Source organism: Nonomuraea sp. CA-141351, assembly GCF_050944675.1.
GTDB lineage: Bacteria > Actinomycetota > Actinomycetes > Streptosporangiales > Streptosporangiaceae > Nonomuraea.
Genome location: NZ_CP191982.1, coordinates 2,584,032 through 2,604,113, shown reverse-complemented (window position 1 = coordinate 2,604,113; position 20,082 = coordinate 2,584,032). Strand labels below are relative to the sequence as shown.

The following is a 20,082-nucleotide window of genomic DNA, read 5'->3' as shown; positions in this document are numbered from 1 at the left end:
CGCGACGGCGTTTCCACGCCGCCACGCGCCCGACCATATGGCTCTACCCATATGAGAAAGGGAGCGGCGCGTGCGCCGCTCCCTTTCCATGTTATCGGCGCAGGCCGAGCCGCTCGATAAGCGAGCGGTAGCGCTGGATGTCGACCTTCTGCAGGTACTTCAGCAGGCGACGCCGGCGACCGACGAGCAGAAGCAGGCCACGACGGCTGTGGTGGTCGTGCTTGTGCGTCTTCAGGTGCTCGGTGAGCTCGCTGATGCGCTTGCTCAGCAGTGCGATCTGCACCTCGGGCGACCCGGTGTCGCCTTCGGCCGTCGCGTATTCGCTGATGATGGACTTCTTGGCAGCGGTGTCGAGGGACACGGCTCTCCTTTGAGCTACAGGCACGCGCGAATGAAATTGAGAGTGCGAACGACCGTGCGTGCCTACAGTCGCCGCGGTGAAGGCCGTCGTGGGCAGCGCGCAGCGCCGCCGCTACAGAGCCGACATGCAAGGCTACCACCTCACACGGAGTACTCGGGCGCTACCCAGCCGGTCAAGCATGCGCTCCGTAACGGCGCTCAGCCGGTGAAGGGTCAGAGGGCGTTTCCTGGAGGGCCCTCAGCCCGGTGCGGCGGGTGGCCTGCCCGTGCGGAGCCGTAAAACATGGTGAATTCAGCGTGTGAGACGGCGGGCGGCCTCCACGTCAGCGTGAATTTGAGCGATAAGCGCGTCAACGGACTCGAAGCGCGTGTTGCCGCGCAGCCGCGCGGCGAACTCGACTGCCACGTGCACCCCGTACAGCTCCAGATCATCCCGATCCAGCGCATAGGCCTCGACTGTCCGCGGCACCCCCTCGAACGTCGGGTTGGTGCCGACCGAAATCGCCGCCGGCCACCGCTCGCCCGCGTAGAGCGCGGGCAGGTTGGCCACCGGCACGCACTCCAGCCACCCCGCGTAGACCCCGTCGGCCGGGATGGCCGTGTGCTGCGGCGTCTCGACGTTCGCGGTCGGGAAGCCCAGCTGGCGGCCCCGCTGGTAGCCGCGCACGACCACGCCCTCCACCCGGTGCGGCCGCCCGAGCTGCTCACGGGCGCCCTCGACATCGCCCTCGACGAGCCGCTCGCGGATCGAGGCCGAGGAGACGGCGTCGAGCATGGGCACGACCTCCACCTCGAAATCGTATTTATCGCCCAGCGTCCGCAATGTCTCCACATCGCCGCTCGCCTGGTGCCCGAACACGAAGTCCTCCCCCACCGCCACGACGGCCGCCCGCAGCCGTTCGGCCAGCACGTTCTGGGCGAAGTCGTCCGGGCTCGTCCGCGACAGGTCGAGCGTGAACGGCACCACGTCGATCTCGTCCACACCCAGCCCGGCCAGCAGCTCGGCCCTGCGCCGCACGCTGGTGAGCCGCTGCGGGTGCGACCCGGGCCGCACCACCTCGTCAGGATGCGGCTCGAACGTGACGGCCACGCTACGCAGCCCCCGCTCGCGAGCGATGGCGACAGCCCGCTCGACCACCCGCCGGTGCCCGCGGTGGACCCCGTCGTACACGCCTATGGTGACGACAGACCTTCCCGAACCCTGCACGCTAGGCCCCATTCGCTCGTGGCGGATCAATCCGACACAAGCCTGCCACGCGCGTCTCTATTCCCTCTAACCGAGGGCGATAGGATCGGACATCATGCCTCGTTACGCGCTTCTGATCCTGCCTGCCTTCAACCGGGTCTACGGGGAGAGCTCCATCCGGCTGACCCGTGGCGAGCTGGCCGTGTTCGACGCGCGCGGGCTGGGCGGGAAGGTGGTGGACACACAGGAGACCACCATCGGGGGTGTGCCGTATGTGACGTTTGAGACGTCATCGGACTTGAGCGAGTCGGATATCTCGCTTTTGTCCAACCTTTCCTCTGTTTATGCGATTTTTGGGATAGAAGGGGAGCTACTCCGGCCGCTCGCCATGAAGCCGCTCGACCGGCTGAGCAGCGACCTGATCACCATCCAGAAGTACGCGGGAAAGACCAACGAGCACTTCACCAAGCTGCTGCTCAACGTCACCGTGCTGGCCGGGGACAAGGGCCTCGGCGAGCGGCTGGCGGTGTTCGACCCGATGTGCGGACGCGGCACGACGCTCAACCAGGCTCTCATGTACGGCTACGACGCCTACGGGCTCGACGTCGACGGCAAGGACTTCGAGGCCTACTCCGGGTTCATCAAGACCTGGCTGCGTAACAAGCGGCTCAAGCACACCGCCGAGACCGTTCCGGTGCGGCGCGAGCGGGCCCTGGTGGGGCGGCGGCTGAATGTGACGTTCGGGCTGTCGAAGGAGGCGCTCAAGGCCGGCGACGTGCAGCACCTGGCCATGGTGAACGCCGACACGCTCAAGAGCCGGGAGTTCTTCAAGCCGCGCTCGTTCGACGTCTTGGTGGCGGACGCGCCCTACGGCGTCCAGCACGGCAGCAAGGGCGGCAGCGGGCTGTCACGGAGCCCGCTGGAGCTCCTCAGGCAGGCCGTCCCGGTCTGGACCGAGTTGCTTCGCCCCGGCGGCGCGATGGGCATCTCCTGGAACACCTACGGGGGCAAGAGCTCCGAGCTGGCCAAGATCCTCGCCGGGGCCGGTCTGGACGTGATGGACTACCCCGACTTCGAGCACTGGGTGGACCAGGCGATCGTCCGCGACATCATCGTCGCCCGCAAACCCGCCTGAGCCACCGCGGCGCGCGCCGGGGCGGCATCCTCAGATGGCCTTCCAGGCCCCGGAGACAGCTCTAGGGGACGAAGACGGCGAGGGGCTTGGCCACGCGGCCGTGCTCCTCAACCAGCGCCAGCAGCTCACCCTCAGGCCCGAACACGCCGATCGGCCCCTTCCCGAGCCCGACGGCGCCCAGGCGCCCCCCATGCCCGATGACGCGCGCCTCCTCGGCCGTCACGTCCCGGCGCGGGAACGCCGCCGCCACCGCCTCGCCGATGGGCAGGATCACGCACTCCTCGGCGAGTTGCTCGACGGTCCTGGCCAGCGAGAGGTCGTAAGGCCCCACGCGGGTGCGCCGCAGCCGGGTCAGATGCCCCCCGACCCCGAGCGCCGCCCCCAGGTCGCGGGCCAGCGCGCGGATGTAGGTGCCGCTGGAGCAGGTCACGACCGCGTCCACGTCCACGACGTCGTCGTGGGCCCGGATGTCGAGCACCTCGAACGACCGCACGGTGACAGGCCGGGCCTGCAGCTCGACCTCCTCGCCCGCGCGTGCCTTCTTGTAGGCGCGCTGCCCGTTCACTTTGATCGCGCTCACCTGCGGCGGGACCTGCATGATCTCACCGGTCAGCGCCGCGACGCCCTTGTGGATCTCGGCCGCCGTCACCTCTGACGCCGGTGTCGTGGCGGTGATCTCGCCCTCGGCGTCGTCGGTGTTCGTGCTCACGCCGAGCCGGATCGTGCCCTCGTACACCTTCTCGGTCAGCGTCAGGTGTCCGAGCAGCCTGGTGGCCTTCTCCACACCGACCACGAGCACGCCTGTCGCCATCGGGTCGAGCGTGCCCGCGTGCCCCACGCGGCGGGTGCCGGCGATGCGCCGCATCTTGGCCACCACGTCATGGGACGTCCAGTCGCCGGGCTTGTCGACGATGATCAGACCGCTCTCGGCCATCAAACCTTCCCCAGCTCGCGCCGGAAGGCGGCCATGGTCGCCTCCACGCTGTCGTGCGAGGTGTATCCGGCCGCGTTGTGGTGCCCGCCGCCGCCCAGAGCCGCGCACACGGCTCCCACGTCGACCGTGCCCTTGGACCGGGTCGAAACCTGCCAGTGGCCGTGGTCGTCCTCCTTGAGCACGACCGCGACCTCGGCCTCGTCGGTGCGCCGCACGATGTCGATGATGCCTTCCAGCTCCGCGTACGGCAGCCCTTGCGCGGCCCGATCGACCCGCGTCACGTACGTCCAGACCAGCCCGTCCTCCAGCACCGCCCGGTCGAGCGCGGCGGCCAGCACCTTGAGGTAGCCGAACGGTGAACGGTCCCACAGCTCGCGGGCGATCTCGTCGGTATGGAGCCCGGTCGCGACCAGCCTGGCGGCCATCTGGTGCACGGCAGGCGTGGTCAAGGAGTGCCGGAACGACCCCGTGTCGGTCACCAGCCCCGTGTACAGGCAGGTGGCGATGTCACGGTCGAGCCGGCCGCCGAGCCGGTAGAGGAGCTGCTCGGCCGGCATGGCCGTGGCGGCCGCCGTGGAGTCGATGAGGCTGAGCGTGCCGAACCCCTCGTTCGAAGGATGGTGGTCCACCACGATCACCTCGTGCGCCCTGGCAGTGTTGTCACGCAGCAGCCCCAGCCGCTCGAACGTCGAGACGTCGAAGGTGATCATCAGCTTGGGCGCGGCGGGATAATCCGCCGGCGGCACCAGCATCTCCTGCCCCGGCAGGAACCGCAGCAGTCGCGGCACCACGAAGTGATGGTCGCCGAACGACGCCACGACCCGCTTGCCCATCGACCGCAGCGCGAACCCCACGGCCAGCATCGAGCCGAGCGCGTCGCCGTCCGGTGTCACATGGCAGGCGAGCGCGATCTCCTCCGCCTGGCGGATCAGCCGCACCGCCCGGTCCCACGCGGCCTCAGGGATCGCGGTGGCCGTGCGGGGACCCAGACGGGCCGGGCGGCCCGCCCTGTCGCGTACGTCGGGCGTCACTCCTGGTCGTCCTCACCCTCGTCCGGCTTCTTGTAGGGGTCGGCCTCCCCTGCGTAGGAGGCGGTCTCGGCCTGGCGCGCGACCTCGGCGTCCCGCGCCCTGGCGGCGAGGATCAGGTCGTCGAGGTGGCGCGCGCTGTCGGGCAGCGGGTCGTGCTTGAACGTCAGCGTCGGAGCGAAACGTACGCCGGTCTGGCGGCCCACCTCGGAGCGGATGATCCCCTTGGCGCTCTCGAGGGCGGCCGCGCTGTCGCTCCGCTCGGCGTCGGAGCCGAACACCGTGTAGAACACCGTCGCCTCGCGCAGGTCAGCCGTGACGCGCGCGTCGGTCACGGTGACGAAGCCCAGGCGCGGGTCCTTGATCCGGCGTTCCAGCATCTCGGCGACGATCTGCTGGATGCGGTCGGCGAGTTTGCTCGCTCGTGCGGCATCCACCATGTTCGCTCCCCCTCACGCACGACCTGGCCGTGCTGTCGTTCAATCTTCGTCGTTGTAGAGCCGGTGCCTGGCGGACAGCAGCTCGATCTCAGGGCGGAAGGCCACCATCCGCTCGCAGGCGTCCAGCACCTCTTTGCAGTTTCCCGCGGAGGCGGAGACCACGGCGACGCCGACCTCGGCCCTGCGATGCAGGTCGAGATGGCCGGTCTCAGCCACCGCGATGCTGGGGTAACGGCGCTGCAGCTCGGCGATCAGCGGCCGCACGACAGAGCGCTTCTGCTTCAGCGACCTGACGTCGCCGAGCAGGATGTCCAGGGTCAGAGCACCCACATACATCGTTCGCAACCGCCGCTTGACCTGGTGTGAACGCACGACCGGCCTGGTGCGGCGGAGACCAGGCCAGAGCGTGCGAGAAGCGCCCGGCGGATGTCCCGCCGGGCGCCCGGCCGCGCGTCACACGCGCGGCTTCTCCCGCATCTCGAATGTCTCGATCACGTCGTCGATCCGGATGTCGTTGTAACCGACACCGATGCCGCACTCGAAGCCCTCGCGGACCTCGGTGGCGTCATCCTTGAAGCGACGCAGGGACGAGACGGTCAGGTTGTCGGCGATGACGACGCCATCGCGGATGATCCTGGCCTTGCTGTTGCGGACGATCGTGCCGGAGCGGACCAGCGAACCGGCGACGTTGCCGATCTTCGGCACCTTGAAGACCTCGCGGACTTCGGCGGTGCCCATCTGGACCTCTTCGAACTCGGGCTTGAGCATGCCCTTGAGCGCCGCTTCGATCTCCTCGATCGCCTGGTAGATGACCGAGTAGTAGCGGATGTCGACGCCCTCGCGCTCGGCCAGGTCGCGCGCCCGCGGCTCGGGACGCACGTTGAAGCCGATGATGACCGCGTTGTCGTCGGCGACGGCCAGGTTGACGTCGTACTCGGTGATGGCGCCGACCGCGCGGTGCAGGACACGGAGCCTGACCTCGTCGCCGACGTCGATCTTGAGCAGGGCGTCTTCCAGGGCCTCCACCGAACCGGACACGTCACCCTTGATGATGAGCTTGAGCTCGTCGACGCGACCCTTCTCAAGGTCGCTGAACAGCTCTTCGAGGGTGCGGCGACGGCTCGACTTCGCCATGTCGGCGCTGCGCTTGCGCGCCGCGCGCTGCTGGGCGATCTGCCGGGCCATCCGGTCGTCGGTGACCACGATGAAGTTGTCACCGGCGCTCGGCACGGCCGTCAGACCCATCACCAGGACCGGACGGGACGGCGTGGCCTCCTCGACCGCGTCGCCGTTGTCGTCGAGCATCGCGCGGACGCGGCCGAAGGCCTCGCCACACACGATCGAGTCGCCGACGCGCAGCGTGCCGCGCTGGACCAGGACGGTCGCGACAGGGCCGCGGCCCTTGTCGAGGTGCGCCTCGATCGCGATGCCCTGGGCGTCCATCGTCGGGTTGGCCCGCAGGTCGAGCTCGGCGTCCGCGGTCAGCAGGATGGCCTCGAGGAGCTCGTCGATGCCCGTGCCGTTCTTCGCCGAGATGTCGACGAACAGCGTCGAGCCGCCGTACTCCTCCGCCACCAGGCCGTACTCGGTGAGCTGGGCCCGGACCTTGTTGGGGTCGGCGCCCTCCTTGTCGACCTTGTTGACCGCGACCACGATCGGCACCTCGGCCGCCTGGGCGTGGTTGAGGGCCTCGATCGTCTGCGGCTTCACGCCGTCGTCGGCCGCGACCACCAGCACCGCGATGTCGGTGGACTTGGCGCCTCGGGCACGCATGGCGGTGAACGCCTCGTGACCCGGGGTGTCGATGAAGGTGATCTTCCGGTCTTCGCCCTCGTGCTCGGTGGCGACCTGGTAAGCACCGATGTGCTGGGTGATGCCACCCGCCTCGCGCGCCACCACGTTGGTCTTGCGGATGGCGTCGAGCAGCTTGGTCTTACCGTGGTCGACGTGACCCATGACGGTCACGACCGGCGGGCGCGCGGCCAGGTCGGCCTCGTCGCCCTCGTCCTCGCCGAACTCGATGTCGAAGGCCTCGAGAAGCTCGCGGTCCTCCTCCTCCGGGCTGACGACCTGGATGTTGTAGTCCAGCTCCTGACCGAGCAGCTGCAGCGTCTCCTCGTTGACCGACTGCGTCGCGGTCACCATCTCGCCGAGGTGCAGCATGATCTGCACGAGCGAGGCGGGGTTCGCGCCGATGCGGTCGGCGAAGTCGGACAGCGACGCACCGCGCGGAAGGCGGATCGTCGCGCCGTTGCCACGAGCGACCTGCACGCCGCCGATCGCCGGCGCCGACATGTTGTCGAACTCCTGGCGCCTCTGCCGCTTCGACTTGCGCCCGCGGGCCGGACGACCGCCGGGACGCCCGAAGGCACCCGCGGTGCCGCCACCACGGCCACGGCCGCCGGGACCGGGACGACCGCCGAAGCCACCGCCACCGCCACCGGGACCACCGGTGCCGGTGCGCTGGCCGGTGCCGCCGCCACCACCGGGACGGCCCGCGAAGCCGCCGCCGCCACCACCGGGACGGCCACCGCCGCCACCACCGGGACGGCCACCGCCGCCACCGCCGGGACGGCCGCCACCGCCGCCACCACCGGGACGGCCACCGCCGCCACCGCCGGGACCGGCAGGACGACCCTGCGGCATCATCATCGGATTGGGACGCGGACCACCGGGACGGGGACCGCCCGCACCGGGACCAGGACGCGGACCACCGGCACCGGGCGGGCCGGGACGCGGCCCGGGCCTGGGACCGGCGTCGCCGGTGCCGCCACGGCCCTGCGGCGGACGCGGCATCGCGCCGTCACGCGGCGGGCCGTCGCGACGCTCGCGCTGGCCGGGGCCGCCTCCGTCGCGCTGGCCACCGCCCTGGCGCGGCGGGCGCGACTGGCCCATGCCGCTGGCGGTCGAGGAGAACGGGTTGTTACCGGGACGCGGGCCACGCGGGCCGGGCTTGGGACCCTGACCGGGACGCGGGCCGCCACCGGTGGGCGCGCCGGGACGCGGCGCCTGCTGGGCACCGCCACCACCCGAGGGCCCGGGCCGGGGCGCGGGGCCGGGCTTGGGACCCGGACGGGCACCCGAGGGACCGGGACGCGGACCCGGAGTCGGACGCGCGGGCGCGCCGCTCTCGAATCGTGCTTGCGGGGCCCCAGAAGTCTCGCCGCGAGCGGCCTCCGGCTGCTGCTGCGGCTGGTGGGGCATGGGCACCGGCGGGCGCGGCTGAGCGCCGCCCGCGGGGCCGGGCCGCGGACCGGGCTTGGGACCCGGACGCGGGACTGATGAGGGGACCGGCGCCTGCGCGACGCCGTTACCGGCCTGGCCTTCCGCCGGCCGGGGAGCAGCCTTCGGCGGCTGCGGCTTGTTGGACGGCTGTCCGCCGCCCCTGGAGGGCCCACCCTTCGATGCGCCCAGAGCTTCGGTGAGCCTGCGGACCACCGGCGCCTCGATGGTCGAGGACGCCGAGCGGACGAACTCTCCCATCTCCTGGAGCTTGGCCATGACGACCTTGCTCTCTACGCCGAACTCCTTAGCGAGCTCGTATACCCGGACCTTCGCCACTGCACTCCCTTACTCGGCCCGGGAGGCTGGCTATGCCGTCCGGACCGTCGCTACCTTGACGTCTTCATCGCCGCGTGCTCATCAGGCGCTCATAGCAATCTGACTCCGCCCATCAACTCGGCGTCCTACATGACATTTCGGTGTCTCCTTCCAGGTGCGCTCGCACACGCGATACGTCAAGCGGCCCCGGCACGCGAAAAGCGCGCGAGAACGCTCGGCGCCGCTCGGCAAGCTCCAGACAACTCAAGGACGGATGCAGCGATGCACCGCGGCCAGGAAGCCGTCCTCGCAGGTCAGGGACCAGGTGATCCTCGACCCGAACCAGGCGGAGCAGCTCGGACTTAGCCGTGCGAACCCTGCAGCCCACACAGGTGCGCTGTGGAACCGCTTGGCCACCATATTCCAGCTTACCGTGTTGACGCATCTACGGAACCGGCGGCATCTTCGGCCTGTGTGTCGGGCCGGATGTCGATCCGCCACCCTGTGAGTCTCGCGGCGAGCCGGGCGTTCTGGCCCTCTTTCCCGATGGCCAGCGAGAGCTGGTAGTCGGGCACGGTCACCCGCGCGACGCGCCCCTCGAGATCGAGCACCTCGACATGGGAAACACGGGCCGGCGACAGGGCATTCCCCACGAACTCGCCCGGGTCCTCCGACCAGTCGATGATGTCGATCTTCTCTCCGTGTAGCTCGGTCATCACGTTGCGTACGCGTGAACCCATCGGCCCGATGCAGGCGCCCTTGGCGTTGACGCCCGGCTTGCGCGACCTCACCGCGATCTTCGTACGGTGGCCCGCCTCACGCGCCACCGCCGCGATCTCCACGGTGCCGTCGGCGATCTCGGGCACCTCCAGCGCGAAAAGCTTCTTCACCAGCCCGGGATGCGTGCGCGACAAGGTGACGGAGGGGCCCTTGTGACCCTTCTTCACCTGCACTACGTAAGCGCGGATGCGCTCTCCGTGTACGTAGTCCTCGCCGGGGACCTGCTCGGCGTGCGGCAGCACCGCCTCGATCTTGCCGAGGTCGACCAGCACCACGCGCGGATCCTTGCCCTGCTGGATGACGCCGGAGACCAGCTCGCCCTCGCGGCTGGCGAACTCGCCGAAGTTGATCTCGTCTTCGGCGTCGCGCAGCTGCTGCAGGATGACCTGCTTGGCGGTGGTGGCGGCGATCCTGCTGAAGTTGCTGGGCGTATCGTCGAACTCCCTGACGACCTCGCTGTCCTCGTCGAGCTCGGCCGCCCAGATCGTGACGTGACCGCTGCTCCTGTCGAGCTCGGCGCGCGCCTTGGACGCGGCGCCCTCGGTGCGGAAGTAGGCGATCAGCAGCGCGTCCTCGATCGCCTTGACGACCAGGTCGAAGGAGATGTCCTTTTCCCGCTCCAGGCTGCGCAGGACGCTCATGTCGATGTCCACGACGGCCCCCCTTAGCCTTCGTCGCCGTCGACGTCGTCGATCCGGCGGAACTCCACCTGTACCCGTCCCCGGGTCAGGTCCTCGTAATCAAGTCTGCGTGCGGTGCCTTCGACATCCATGTCGACACCGGTCTCATCAGCGGCCAGGATGCGGCCCTCCACCACGGTGCCGTCTCTCATCTCTGCCTTCACCAGCCGTTTCGCCGCTCGGCGCCAGTGGCGCGGCTCGGTCAGCGGGCGGTCGACGCCCGGCGAGGAGACTTCCAGCGTGTAAGCCGACTGGCCCATCGAGTCGTCGGCGTCCAGGGCCGTGGAGACGGCCTGGCTCACCTCGGCCACGTCGTCGAGGCTCACGCCGCCGTCGCGATCGACGATCACGCGCAGCAAGCGTCTCTTGCCTGCCTGGGTGACCGTGACGTCCTCCAGATCGAGGCCCTCCGCGCCGACCACGGGCTCAAGGAGCTTCATCAGGTGGTCGCGGGGTGATGCGCTGCCCATATCGACCTCCCCTATTGTCATGTCTCAGCCGGGCGGACCTCGCCTCTGGCTCCCCGCCGTCTGGCCGCTCAGCCAGCGACGACAGTTGACACCCTATCTGTATGAGGGCACGGAAAGAGCGCCACTCGTCGTGGTCGAATGGCGGAGCGTCGCCTGACAGCGATCCCGGGCACTAGCCCGTACGATGCTACCGATGAGAAAGCCGCCGAATGGACGGCCGCCACGGCATTCATGAGGCGCGGCAGTAGGGCGGCAGTCCATGAGCGGCTTTCTTGTCGGTCTGCTCCACCGTCACTGGAGGTCCTAGCCCGTGCGCCCGCGTCACCTCTCCCGGCGAGTCTTGCTGGCGGGCGGAGCGGCCGCTCTCACCGCCTGCAGCGCGTCCGGCCCGCCGCAGCCCTCCGTCAAGGCCTCCGACTCCCCCGAGACCACCCTGCTGAAAGGCCTGATCACGGAGAAGGAGCGGACGATCGAGCTCTACTCGTCGCTGATCTCGGGCGGGGCGCAGAAGCTGGTCCCGTTCCGGGACCGCCACCAGGCCCATCTGAACGAGCTGCGCAAATATGTCACCGTGGCCTCGTCGGCGCCCGTCACCGCCTCGTCGCCGCCCGTCACCGCCTCGACCGCCGCCACTCCCAAGCCGTCGCTGTCGCGGCTGCGGGATCTGGAGCGCAAGGCCGCCGCCCTGCGGGTCCGGCAGCTCGCCGGCGTCTCGCCCGGGGTGGCGCAGCTGATCGCCAGCATCGGAGCCTGCGAGGCCGCCCACGCCGTCGCCCTGCCGAGGTCGCTGTGAGCCCCGACGACATCGAGAAACTACGCAAGGCGCTGGCGGCCGAGCACGCGGTGCTGTTCGCCTACGGGCTGCTGGGCGCGCGTACGTCGGGGTCGCTGCGGGCCAGGATCAGCGCGGCCTTCGACGCCCACCGGGCGCGCCGCGACCAGTTGCGCACGTTCATCACGGCGCGGGGCGGCCGGCCGGCCGAGCCCGACGCCTCCTACGCGCTCCCGTTCTTCCCCGCCGACCAGGCGCTGGCCGTCAAGCTGGCGGTGCACCTGGAGAACGGCGTCACGGCCGCCTATCTCGAGCTGGCCGCCGCGCAGGACATCACGCTGCGCCGCTATGCCGCGCTGGCCATGCAGGAGGCCGTGACCCGCTCGTACGCCTTCCGCCCCGCCCAGCCCCCGGCCTTCCCCGGCATGCCGGTGGCGGCGGCCGCCCCGCCTCCTTCGCCCTCTCCCTCGGCGACCTCGAGCGGCGGATAGGTCCCTGCCTTCGGGGGCGCGGCACCGCTGGGAAGGCACGGTCCGGGAGGGCGCCGTTCAGGCACAGGACCGGGAGCAGGCCTCCTCACCGGTACAGGACGGAGAGCAGGTCGGGCCCGAGACGTTCGACGGCGTCGGCGTCGAGCTGGTAGTAGACGACCGAGCCGCGCCTGTGGGTGTGGACGAGCTGCGCCTCCCTGAGCCTGCGCAGGTGCCGGGAGACCTGGGGCGCGCTCATGCCGAGCTGGGTGGCCAGCTCGGAGGTGGCGACCGGGTTGCGCAGGATCGCGTACGCGAGCCGCAGCCTGGTCGGGTCCTGGAGCGCGGCGAGCCGGCGCCTGGCCGTCTCGAGCGTCGGCGTGGCGGCCCCGTCGGCGCTGTACTGGATGACGACCGGGTAGCCGGGATAGTGCTTGATCACGAAGTGCGGCCTGCCGTGGACGGTCGGCACGAGCAGGCAGGGCCGCGCCTCGTCCACGCGGGCGGTGGCGTTGTAGAGCTTGTCGAACACGACCCGCAGCGGCTTCCGCGTGGTCGACGTGATGGACGTGGTCGGAAGGTCGGCCAGCACCAGTGCGCCGCGCCTGTGCAGGTCGCGCACCCGTTCGGCGCGGTCACGGTCGAGGGCCGGGCGCAGCGCGGGCCATTCGGCGTCGAAGGACGCGGCGGCGAACCCGGTGAGGAAGTCGAGCAGCTCGCCACGGAACGCCTCGGGATCGGCACGCAGCCGGGCGCCGATCTCCATGCGGCTGGAGGAGATCAGCCGCAGCCGCTGCAGCACTTCCTCGCTGAGCCTGGGCGCCAGCTCGGTGTCGTTCTTGCCGATCAGCGCCTGCACGGTCATGGCCACGAAGTCGCCGATGGGCAGCTCGGCCACCTCCCGCAGCTCGCCCGCCAGCGTACGCCCTGGTCCAGCCGACAGCGGAAGGAGGTAGCGGGCGCGGAAGGCGCCCCAGAGCGGCGCCCAGGCGGCGGCCGTGACCAGCAGCCCGCCGTCCAGCTCAGCGTGCGCCCTGGCCACCCAGCCGGCACTGCCGGGGTGGTGGCCGGGCTCATCGAGGGCGTGCAGGCAGGCGCAGAGCTCGGCCAGCGGAGACTGCTGAACGCTGACGGATCCTGTGCCGGGGGAGTCGAGGAGGAGCGTGACGGCCACCCTGCACATTACCGCGTTCGCGTCAATCTTCTTGAGAGTCCCTTGGTGTTTGCCCAGGCTGTCGGCTCATGGCTGAGGCACTGCACGTGGTCAAGCATCCGACCGAGTTCTATTCGGCGGGCGCGACGACCGTCTTCGCGTCGAGATACGACCAGCGATTCTCCTACTGCTTGTACGTGCCGTCCGCGCACGACCGGCACGGCGCTCCCGTGCCCCTGGTCGTCCTGCAGCACGGCACGGGACGGCGCGGACCGCAGTACCGGGACAACTTCGCCGAGTGGGCCGAGGAGCACGGCTGCCTCGTGCTGGCCCCGCTCTTCCCCGCCGGCATCGGCGCCGACCCGCACGACCTGCACAACTTCAAGTTCCTCAAGTACGGCGACATCCGCTTCGACCACGCGCTGCTGGCCATGGTCGAGGAGGTGGGCGAGCGCTTCAACGTACGGACCGAGCGGTTCCTGCTGCACGGGTTCTCCGGCGGCGGCCAGTTCGTGCACCGGTTCGCCTACCTGCACGCCGACCGGCTCACCGGATTGTCAATCGGTGCACCAGGGCGGATAACGTACATCGACCAGAGCAGCCCGTGGTGGATCGGGCTGAAGGGGTTCGAGGAGGAGTTCGGCAGCGCTCCCAGGGTGGAGGAGCTGCGCGACGTACCGGTGCAGATGGTGGTGGGCAGCGCGGACGTGGAGACCTGGGAGATCAACAACCAGGGCGGCTCCAACTGGATGGACGGCGCCGACGCCCACGGGACCACCCGCATCGAGCGGCTCCGAGCGCTGCGCGACAACTTCGAGGCACACGGGATCGCCGTGCGGTTCGACGTGGTGCCCGGCGTGGGCCACGACCCGATGCTCGTGCTCGAGCCGGTCAAGGACTTCTTCGCATCGATCCTCACCCCCCGGGAGTCATCATGAAGACCAAGCTGTTGGCCGCCGTCACGGCGGCCCTGACCCTCACCGGCTGCGCCGTGGGCGAGGCCACCGATTCGGGCGGCGGCTATCCCAGCAAGCCCCTGTCGATCATGGCGCCGGGCAGCCCGGGCGGCGGCTGGGACACGCGGGCGCGCGGCATCGCCAGCTCGCTGAGCGAGTGCAAGGTGACCGGCGTGAACGCCACGGTCACGAACGTGCCGGGCGCGGGCGGCACGATCGGGCTTGCCCAGTTCGCCAAGAAGAAGGGCGACCCGTACGAGCTCATGGTCATGGACAGCGTGACCATGCTGGGCGGCATCGTGAACAACAAGTCGCCGGTCGACCTGTCCACGCTCACCCCCGTGGCCGGGCTGAGCCGGGGGCCGAGCGCGATCGTGGTGGCGAAGAAGTCGCCGTACAAGGATCTGAAGTCACTGCTGGACGCGATGGAGGCCAAGCCCCACAGCGTCAAGTGGACGGGCGGCTCGCTCGGCGGGCCGGGGCAGATGACGGTGGCCGGGCTGGCCAAGGGCAGGAACATCGCCGCCAAGGAGGTCAACTTCGTGCCCACGGCGGGCGGCGGCGAGTCCATGAACCTGCTGCTCAGCGGCGCCGCCACGGCCGGCATCGACACCGTCGCCGAGCTGCGCGCGCAGATCGAGGCGGGCGAGCTGCGGGTGCTGGCGGTCGACTCGGAGCAGCGGGTGACGGGCGTCGACGCGCCGACGATGAAGGAGCTCGGCCTGGGCGACGAGGCGATCTCCACGCTGGCCGGCGTGCTCGCCCCCGCGGGCCTGACCAAGGAGCAGCAGCAGGAAGTCATCGGCCTGCTGGACAAGGTGCGCCAGACCTCCTGCTGGAAGAAGGTGCTCGAGCGCAACAACTGGACCGAGGACTGGCGTCCCGGCGACCAGTTCGGCCAGGTGCTGGCCGAACAGCGGACACAGGTCACCACCATCCTGGGCGAGCTGGGGCTCGGCAAGTGACGCAGCGTCTCGTTTCGCTCGGTTTCCTCGGTGTCGCCGTGGTGGTGCTGGCCCAGGCGTTCGCGATCCCGCAGGGCGAGGGGTACCAGGCGGTGGGGCCGCGCGCGTTCCCGCTGCTGGTCGGGGCCGGCCTCGCGGTCGTGTCCGTCATGGGGGTCGTCCAGGCGTTCAGACCGGGTACGTCGAGCGCCGGCACGGCCACCTCCGATGAGCCGGAGCAGACGCACTGGCCCTCCGTTCTTCTCCTGATCGGCAGCCTGGTCGCCTACGCGCTGGTCCTGGTCCCCGCCGGGTACTGGCAGGCGACCACTGCCTTCTTCGTGGCCGTCGCCCGGGTGCTGGGCAGCCGGAGGCTGCTGCGCGACGTGCTCGTGGGGCTGGTGCTGGCGCTGGCCACGTATTTCCTGTTCGACCGGCTCCTCGGCATCTCGCTGCCGCCCGGCCTGGTGAGATTGGCGATCTGAGATGGACGTCCTCGGCAACCTGCTGGACGGGTTCGGCCATGCGCTGAGCCTGCAGAACCTGCTGCTCGCCCTGCTCGGCGTCACCGTCGGCACGCTGGTGGGCGTGCTGCCCGGGCTCGGTCCCGCTACGACGATCGCGTTGCTGCTGCCGCTGACGTTCGTGTTCGACTCGGTGGGGGCGTTCGTGATGTTCGCCGGGATCTACTACGGCGGCATGTACGGCGGCTCGACGACCGCGATCCTGCTCAACATCCCGGGCGAGACGGCTTCGATCCCCACCACGCTCGAGGGCTATCCGATGGCCAGGCGGGGGCGGGCCGGGGCGGCGCTGGCGACGGCGGCCATCGGATCGTTCGTGGCGGGCACCATCTCCACGGTCGTCATCACGTTCCTGGCTCCCGGCATGTCGAACATCGCCAAGCTGATCCAGCCGGCCGAATACTTCTCGATCATGGTACTGGCGTTCGTGACGGTCACCTCGCTGATGGGGGACTCGATCGTACGGGGGCTGTCGAGCCTGTTCCTCGGCCTGACCATCGGGATGGTCGGGATCGATCAGATGACCGGCCAGCCGCGGTTCGCGTTCGGCGTGCCCGAGCTGTACGAGGGGCTGTCGGTGGTGGCGGTCGCGGTAGGGCTGTTCGCGGTGGCGGAGGCGGTCTCCACCGCAGCCTCGCGGCACCGTCCCGCCCAGCCGCCCGTCACCGTGACCGGGAGAGTCGGGATGACCCGCGACGACTGGCGCAGGTCATGGAAGCCCTGGCTGCGGGGCACCCTGTTCGGCCTCCCGATCGGATCACTCCCCGCCGGCGGCGCCGAGCTGCCGACCTTCCTCAGCTACAACGTCGAGAAGCGGCTGTCCAAGCACAAGGAGGAGTTCGGACAAGGCGCCATCGAGGGCGTGGCGGGACCCGAAGCGGCCAACAACGCGGCCTTCTCGGGCGTGCTGGTGCCCCTGCTGACACTGGGCATCCCGACGTCGGCCACGGCTAGCATGCTGCTGATCGCGTTCCAGATCTACAACGTGCAGCCGGGGCCGCAGCTCTTCGACCAGCAGCCGGTGCTGGTCTGGACGCTGATCGCCAGCCTGTACATCGGGAACGTGATGCTGCTGGTGCTCAACCTGCCGCTGATCCGGGTCTGGGTGAAGCTCCTCGCCGTCCCCGCCGCCCTCCTCACGGCCGCCATCCTGACCTTCGCCACGCTGGGGGTCTACTCGATCTCGCAGAGCGTCTTCGAGGTGCTGGTGGCGTACGGGTTCGGCCTGCTGGGCTGGGTGCTGCACCGGGCCCGGTACCCGGTGGCGCCGCTGATCCTAGGGGCGGTGCTGGGGCCGCTGATGGAGGTCCAGTTCCGCCGGGCCCTGGCCTTCAGCGAGGGCGACCCCTCGGTCTTCGTCACCCGGCCGGTTTCGCTGGCGATCCTCCTCATCGCAGCCGCCAGCCTGATCGGCCCCGCGGTGCTCCGCCGCCGCACCAAGGTCCCGCTCCCACCGGCCTGACCGCCCGCGGCGGGCGCGTCCGGGACTTCCCGCTCCTGTCGGGTGCGCGCCCCACGCGGATCCCGTGGCGACGGCACCACGGGGAACGGCCCGGGCACGACGTGGCGCGGCGACGCACCACGTGGGGCCGCCCGCGACACAGCACGGCGGCGTCACGGCACGGGCGTCACAGCGCGAGGCGTCACAGCGCGAGGCGTCACAGCGCGAGGCGTCACAGCGCGAGGCGTCACAGCGCGAGGCGTCACAGCGCGGGGCGTCACAGCGCGAGGGGCGCCGCGGGGGGCGCGGCATCCCGCCAGACTCCCCCTCTTCAAATGCGCCGCGTCGGCGAGACGTGGTACGGCGGAGCCCGGCGCCATCGCACGGCGGCCCGCCGTCAACGGCGCACGGCAGCCCACCGCGGCGCGCCGGCAGCTCTCATCAGCGCAGGGCGGGCGCGTTGGCACATGGGCGCGCGCCATTCAGGGCCCGGGGGGCGACTCGCCGGGTGGGGGCGTTCGTATGGTGAGCCCCGCGGGACCCGCGGAAGCCACCAAGCTCGTGGAAAGCCCCCACCACCGTCGGGCGCCCCGAGAGCGCCCACCACCGTCGACCGCGCCGAGAGGGCCCGCCGGCATCGAGCGCGCGAGCACGCCCCGTAGCGTCAGGCATGGGGAGGCTCGGTCACGTTGAGCACCGCGAAGGGCCCGCCGGCATCGAGCGCGCCGGCAAGGCCCTGCGGCGTCAATCGAGGGAAGGCCCGTCAGCCGATGGCGGCCAGGATGCGGTCGGCGGCCTCGGACAGCGGAATCTCCGACTTCTCCCCGGAAACCCGGTCCCGAAGCTCCACAACCCCCTGCGACAGCCCGCGGCCGACCACCACGATCGTGGGTATGCCCAGCAGCTCGGCGTCCTTGAACTTCACCCCGGGCGAGACCGACGGCCGGTCGTCCACCAGGACCCGCAGCCCGCGCGACTCCAGTGAGGCGCTCAGTTCCAGTGCCGCCTCCACCTGGTTCTCCTTGCCGGTCCCGACGATGTGCACGTCGGCGGGCGCGACCTCGCGCGGCCACACCAGCCCGAGCGGGTCGTGGGCCTGCTCGGCGATGACCGCCACGGCGCGGGAGACGCCGATGCCGTAGGAGCCCATCGTGATGCGGATCGGCTTGCCGTCGGGGCCCAGGGCGTCGAGGCCGGCGGCGTCGGCGTACTTGCGGCCGAGCTGGAAGATGTGGCCGATCTCGATGCCGCGGTCGATGGAGAGGTCAGAGCCGCAGCGGGGGCAGGGGTCGCCGGCGCGCACCTCGGCGGCCTCGATCGTGCCGTCGGGGGTGAAGTCGCGCCCCGCCACCACGTTGGCGGCGTGCTTGCCAGGCTCGTTGGCCCCGGTCACCCAGGACGTGCCGGTCACCACCCGGGGGTCGACGAGGTAGCGGATGCCGAGCGAGCGCAGGACCTGCGGGCCGATGTAGCCGCGTACGAGACCGGGATGCTTGGCGAAGTCGGCGGCCTCGAAGATGGCGGGCTCGCCGGGCGCCAGCGCGGCCTCCAGACGCTTGAAGTCGACCTCGCGGTCCCCCGGCACGCCGATGATCAGGGTCTCGACCTTGTCGGAGCCCGGCGTGGAGACCTTGACGACGACGTTCTTGAGCGTGTCGGCGGCGGTGACGGACAGGCCGTGGTGCTCGTTGACGTACGACACCAGCGTCTCGATGGTCGGAGTGTCGGGCGTGTCCATGACCTGCAGCGGCGCCGCGTCGTCGAGCGAGCGGGCGGCGGGCGCGGGCGTGACGACGGCTTCGGCGTTGGCCGCGTAGCCGCACGAGTGGCAGGCCACGAACGTGTCCTCGCCCGTGGGCGTGGGCGCCAGGAACTCCTCCGACGCGGACCCGCCCATCGCCCCCGACTGGGCGAACACGATCTTGTAGTTGATGCCGAGCCGGTCGAAAGTGCGGATGTAGGTCTCGCGGTGCTGCTCGTAGGAGTGCTTGAGCCCGTCGTCGTCGAGGTCGAACGAGTACGAGTCCTTCATGAGGAACTCGCGCCCGCGCAGGATCCCCGCCCGAGGCCTGGCCTCGTCGCGGTACTTCGTCTGGATCTGGTAGAGGGTGACCGGATAGTCCTTGTACGAGGAGTATTCGCCCTTGACCATGTCGGTGAAGAGCTCCTCGTGCGTGGGACCGAGAAGGTAGTCGGCGCCCTTGCGGTCCTGGAGCCGGAAGAGCGTGTCACCGTATTCGGTCCAGCGACCGGTGGCCTCGTAGTATTCGCGGGGCAGCAGGGCGGGGAAGAGCACTTCCTGGCCGCCCATCCGGTTCATCTCCTCGCGGACGATCCTGGTGACGTTTTCCAGCACCATCTTGCCGAGGGGGAGCCAGGAGTAGATGCCAGGCGCCACCCGGCGGACGTAGCCGGCGCGGACCAGGAGCTTGTGGCTCGGCACTTCCGCGTCTGCCGGGTCGTCCCGCAGGGTGCGAAGAAACAACGACGACATGCGCAGCAACACGGCTACTCCTTGCTCGAACCTGGATGTGAAGAACTACAGGCTATCGAGTCGGAGCAGCACAGCGCTCGGGCTTATCGACAGGGCTCAGACCGTCAGGGGAATCCAGCCGGACACGAAGGCGGCAAGGCAGACCGTGAACAGCCCGGCGAACATCGCCGAAAGCGCCAGCGCGCGTATCCGGCCCCGCGCCTTCCTGCGCAGCAGGAACACCAGTGCGACCGACAGCAGCCCGACCACCAGCGCGGGACCGGGCCAGAACGACCGCTCGCTGTCGATGAACCCCGGAGTCGCCCGGTCCACCACGTCCGCGATCAGCGCCACGCCGACCGCGCCCGCCGCGAGGTCGCCCCAGACATCGTCCCTGCGGGTGGCGTACGCCAGCAGGCCCAGGACGACGAGCAGGGCGATCGTCCAGTTGAGCCCGGCGGCGCTACCGCCGATGACGTCGAAGGCCAGGTCGCCGCTGAGCGCGCTCGCGCCCATGGCCGCCACCAGCGTGGACGCGGCCGCCAGGAACGTCGTCAGCAGCGCCCAGCCGAACCCGGACGCCGTCGCCCCCACAGACAGTGACAGGGCGAGATAGACGTACGGGTCGTAGATCTGGCCGAGCCACCCGGGCCCCTTGCCGGCGAGGAACATGCCGGCCAGACCCACGGCGAATCCTCCGAGGAAGGCCGCCACAAGGTGGCGCTCGATGCAGCGCTGCCGCCGGTCGTACTCGGCGAGGTCGGCATAGTCGATGCTGGTGTTGTTCATCTCCATT

Annotated in this window: 20 protein-coding genes; 7 read left to right on the top strand and 13 right to left on the bottom strand. The window is 70.2% G+C overall.

The features are described from left to right. Positions 1 to 91 precede the first annotated feature (91 nt). Together rpsO and ACQPWU_RS12780 are read right to left on the bottom strand one after the other, a co-directional pair. Positions 92 to 361 carry a 30S ribosomal protein S15 gene (gene rpsO / locus ACQPWU_RS12785; RefSeq protein WP_132592555.1) on the bottom strand — a complete coding sequence of 90 codons (270 nt, stop codon included), beginning with the start codon at positions 359 to 361 and terminating at the stop codon, positions 92 to 94. A 291-nt stretch (positions 362 to 652) separates the two neighbouring features. Further along, the gene (locus ACQPWU_RS12780) at positions 653 to 1,579 is read right to left on the bottom strand and encodes a bifunctional riboflavin kinase/FAD synthetase (RefSeq protein ID WP_433439522.1); all 927 of its coding nucleotides are present in this window, start codon (positions 1,577 to 1,579) and stop codon (positions 653 to 655) included. An 82-nt stretch (positions 1,580 to 1,661) separates the two neighbouring features. On the opposite strand from ACQPWU_RS12780, the gene ACQPWU_RS12775 reads away from it, so the two are divergent. Beyond that, positions 1,662 to 2,681, top strand: coding sequence for a TRM11 family SAM-dependent methyltransferase (locus tag ACQPWU_RS12775; protein ID WP_433439520.1), 1,020 nt, complete (start codon positions 1,662 to 1,664; stop codon positions 2,679 to 2,681). Positions 2,682 to 2,742: 61 nt separating this feature from the next. On the opposite strand, the gene truB is transcribed toward ACQPWU_RS12775, so the two are convergent. The 8 genes from truB to rimP form a co-directional block, all read right to left on the bottom strand. Continuing rightward, entirely contained in the window at positions 2,743 to 3,615 is an 873-nt protein-coding gene (truB, locus tag ACQPWU_RS12770) for a tRNA pseudouridine(55) synthase TruB (RefSeq protein ID WP_433439518.1), read from the bottom strand. After that, a complete protein-coding gene (locus tag ACQPWU_RS12765) occupies positions 3,615 to 4,646 on the bottom strand; it encodes a DHH family phosphoesterase (RefSeq protein WP_433439516.1) in 1,032 nt (343 codons plus the stop codon). The genes truB and ACQPWU_RS12765 overlap by 1 nt, the downstream gene beginning before the upstream one ends. Further along, on the bottom strand, positions 4,643 to 5,083 hold the full coding sequence (gene rbfA, locus ACQPWU_RS12760; RefSeq protein WP_360702457.1) for a 30S ribosome-binding factor RbfA: 441 nt from the start codon (positions 5,081 to 5,083) through the stop codon (positions 4,643 to 4,645). Before rbfA ends, ACQPWU_RS12765 begins: the two co-directional genes overlap by 4 nt. A gap of 39 nt (positions 5,084 to 5,122) precedes the next feature. After that, a complete protein-coding gene (locus ACQPWU_RS12755) occupies positions 5,123 to 5,419 on the bottom strand; it encodes a DUF503 domain-containing protein (protein ID WP_080042097.1) in 297 nt (98 codons plus the stop codon). 117 nt (positions 5,420 to 5,536) lie between these two features. After that, on the bottom strand, positions 5,537 to 8,644 hold the full coding sequence (infB, locus tag ACQPWU_RS12750) for a translation initiation factor IF-2 (protein ID WP_433439514.1): 3,108 nt from the start codon (positions 8,642 to 8,644) through the stop codon (positions 5,537 to 5,539). A 112-nt stretch (positions 8,645 to 8,756) separates the two neighbouring features. Further along, entirely contained in the window at positions 8,757 to 9,068 is a 312-nt protein-coding gene (locus ACQPWU_RS12745) for a YlxR family protein (protein ID WP_433439512.1), read from the bottom strand. Continuing rightward, positions 9,052 to 10,056 (bottom strand): transcription termination factor NusA, encoded by a 1,005-nt coding sequence (gene nusA / locus ACQPWU_RS12740; RefSeq protein WP_360713262.1) that lies wholly within the window; start codon positions 10,054 to 10,056, stop codon positions 9,052 to 9,054. Before nusA ends, ACQPWU_RS12745 begins: the two co-directional genes overlap by 17 nt. 11 nt (positions 10,057 to 10,067) lie before the next feature. Then, a complete protein-coding gene (rimP, locus tag ACQPWU_RS12735; RefSeq protein WP_433439509.1) occupies positions 10,068 to 10,553 on the bottom strand; it encodes a ribosome maturation factor RimP in 486 nt (161 codons plus the stop codon). 310 nt (positions 10,554 to 10,863) lie between these two features. Between rimP and ACQPWU_RS12730 the strand changes: the two genes are divergently transcribed. Both ACQPWU_RS12730 and ACQPWU_RS12725 read left to right on the top strand, forming a co-directional pair. Further along, positions 10,864 to 11,346, top strand: coding sequence for a hypothetical protein (locus tag ACQPWU_RS12730; protein WP_433439507.1), 483 nt, complete (start codon positions 10,864 to 10,866; stop codon positions 11,344 to 11,346). Next, entirely contained in the window at positions 11,343 to 11,816 is a 474-nt protein-coding gene (locus tag ACQPWU_RS12725) for a ferritin-like domain-containing protein (protein ID WP_433439505.1), read from the top strand. The genes ACQPWU_RS12730 and ACQPWU_RS12725 overlap by 4 nt, the downstream gene beginning before the upstream one ends. Before the next feature lie 85 nt (positions 11,817 to 11,901). Here ACQPWU_RS12725 and ACQPWU_RS12720 read toward each other — a convergent pair whose 3' ends face one another. Continuing rightward, positions 11,902 to 12,969, bottom strand: coding sequence for a DUF5937 family protein (locus ACQPWU_RS12720; protein ID WP_433439503.1), 1,068 nt, complete (start codon positions 12,967 to 12,969; stop codon positions 11,902 to 11,904). Between the two features lie 68 nt (positions 12,970 to 13,037). Between ACQPWU_RS12720 and ACQPWU_RS12715 the strand changes: the two genes are divergently transcribed. From ACQPWU_RS12715 to ACQPWU_RS12700, 4 genes are read left to right on the top strand one after another with little or no spacing between them, the layout of a single operon-like run. Next, positions 13,038 to 13,886: a hypothetical protein gene (locus tag ACQPWU_RS12715; RefSeq protein WP_433439501.1), complete on the top strand. Its 849-nt coding sequence runs from the start codon at positions 13,038 to 13,040 to the stop codon at positions 13,884 to 13,886. Further along, complete coding sequence (locus ACQPWU_RS12710) at positions 13,883 to 14,869, top strand: Bug family tripartite tricarboxylate transporter substrate binding protein (protein WP_433439499.1); 987 nt, start codon at positions 13,883 to 13,885, stop codon at positions 14,867 to 14,869. The genes ACQPWU_RS12715 and ACQPWU_RS12710 overlap by 4 nt, the downstream gene beginning before the upstream one ends. Beyond that, the gene (locus tag ACQPWU_RS12705) at positions 14,866 to 15,333 is read left to right on the top strand and encodes a tripartite tricarboxylate transporter TctB family protein (protein ID WP_433439497.1); all 468 of its coding nucleotides are present in this window, start codon (positions 14,866 to 14,868) and stop codon (positions 15,331 to 15,333) included. The genes ACQPWU_RS12710 and ACQPWU_RS12705 overlap by 4 nt, the downstream gene beginning before the upstream one ends. A gap of 1 nt (position 15,334) precedes the next feature. Continuing rightward, positions 15,335 to 16,834: a tripartite tricarboxylate transporter permease gene (locus tag ACQPWU_RS12700; RefSeq protein ID WP_360692838.1), complete on the top strand. Its 1,500-nt coding sequence runs from the start codon at positions 15,335 to 15,337 to the stop codon at positions 16,832 to 16,834. Between the two features lie 742 nt (positions 16,835 to 17,576). Here ACQPWU_RS12700 and ACQPWU_RS12695 read toward each other — a convergent pair. Together ACQPWU_RS12695 and ACQPWU_RS12690 are read right to left on the bottom strand one after the other, a co-directional pair. Beyond that, a complete protein-coding gene (locus ACQPWU_RS12695) occupies positions 17,577 to 19,319 on the bottom strand; it encodes a proline--tRNA ligase (protein ID WP_433439495.1) in 1,743 nt (580 codons plus the stop codon). Positions 19,320 to 19,403: 84 nt separating this feature from the next. After that, positions 19,404 to 20,075 carry a hypothetical protein gene (locus ACQPWU_RS12690; protein WP_433439493.1) on the bottom strand — a complete coding sequence of 224 codons (672 nt, stop codon included), beginning with the start codon at positions 20,073 to 20,075 and terminating at the stop codon, positions 19,404 to 19,406. Between the last annotated feature and the right edge of the window lie 7 nt (positions 20,076 to 20,082).